The 1,723-nt window shown below is 54.1% G+C and carries 1 protein-coding gene; it reads right to left on the bottom strand.

Features of this window, described 5'->3' with window-relative positions; genetic code table 11:
- On the bottom strand, positions 1-1,134 hold a 1,134-nt coding region (locus tag V6D20_02145; protein HEY9814596.1), incomplete at its 3' end, for an NADP-dependent isocitrate dehydrogenase.
- Positions 1,135-1,723 lie beyond the last annotated feature (589 nt).

Genomic DNA, 1,723 nt, shown 5'->3' with positions numbered 1-1,723 from the left:
CCCCATGCCCAGACCGCCCACGATCGCTGCTGCCGCATCCGATAGGTAGTCGCCATTCAGGTTCATCGTCGCCAGGATGGAATATTCATCGGGGCGGGTTTGAATCTGTTGGAAGATGCTGTCGGCGATGCGATCGTTCACCATGATCTTCTCCTTCCATTGCCCGTTGCCGTGGGTGTCCCAAATGCCTTCTAGGACGTCTTTGACTTCCCCACAGATGTCTGCCTTTTTCTCCGGCGTTAGGGAATCGTAGCCGGGCTCCACTTGGCGAGCATTGTCTTCGACGCTCAGGTCAGGCTTGGCTTCCTTATTGCCCAAAATCCACGACTCGCGCTCAGTAACACATTCCGCCCGAAATTCCGTAGTGGCTAGCTCATAGCCCCAGTCGCGAAAGGCCCCTTCGGTATATTTCATGATGTTGCCCTTGTGCACCAGGGTCACCTGTTGCTTGTCCTTGGGCAACCGCAGGGCATGGCGGATGGCGCGGCGCACGAGGCGCTGGGAGCCGGTTTTACTAATGGGCTTGATGCCAATGCCGGAATCGAGGCGGATTTGTTTCTTGCCGTGCTCCGGCGTGGCAGGAATCAGCTCCTCGTTGAGGAACTTGATGAGGCGATCGCCCACCTCGCTGCCCTGCTTCCATTCAATGCCTAAATAGATATCTTCCGTATTTTCCCGATAGACAATCACATCGAGCTTTTCTGGGCTCTTGTGGGGCGAGGGGGTGCCGGCGTAATACTTGCAGGGACGCACGCAGGCATAGAGGTCGTTAATCTGGCGCAGAGCTACGTTGAGGGAGCGAATACCGCCACCAATAGGAGTCGTCAAAGGCCCTTTGATGGCCACGCCATACTCTTTAATCGCCGTTAGAGTATCTTCGGGGAGATATTGGTAGGTGCCATAGACATCACAGGCTTCATCCCCAGCGTAGACCTTGAACCACTCAATCCGCCGCTGACCGCCGTAGGCTTTGGCAACCGCCGCATCAAACACCAGTTGGGATGCGGGCCAAATGTCAACCCCCGTGCCATCACCCCGGATAAAGGGAATAATGGGGTTATCGGGCACAATGGGCTCGCCATCGCGAAAGGTAATGCGATCGCCATTCGTGGGTGGGGTAATCTTATCGTACATATCGGCAACCTTCTTAAAATCTCGACAGTGCCAGGGTGGTAGCCATAAGCTACTGAATCTTAGACTGTCGGGGTGAACCGGCACAATCACTGATGGAACATTCGCAAATCTTGGGGGATGATCGAGGTAGTGGCGGTTACGATTTCCGAGTTTCTTAAGCTGCGATCGCCTCCGTGAACATCAAGTCCTGCGACAATTCCTAGAAGCGATCGTCCGAATTCCCCCAAAGACCACTAGAATCCTGAGAGTGAGCTGTTGGATGGGTATCACCCTCCACCCGTCAGCCGCTTCGGATGCTGTGTTATCTTCATGGCACCTTGGCTGTACTGACGCCGGTATGGACGAGGACTGTACTCCATCCATGACAACCTATGCTGCTCCTCCGAGATGGGTCTGGATGAGATACAGATGACCTGACCGTTTAGAGCCACCGGGGTTTGCTGATGTCGTTTTGAATCTTTGTATGCTAACCAGCGTCGATCGCTTACTGTTTGTTCGGGGTGTCTCGATTTTTAATGAATTGCGAGATGATTTCTTGGTACGTCTCGCATCCATTATGGATGAGCTGTCCTTTCCCGCCCAGCACACC

It is taken from the genome of Candidatus Obscuribacterales bacterium (assembly GCA_036703605.1).
Lineage (GTDB): Bacteria > Cyanobacteriota > Cyanobacteriia > RECH01 > RECH01 > RECH01.
This window is presented reverse-complemented; position numbering and strand designations above follow the sequence as displayed.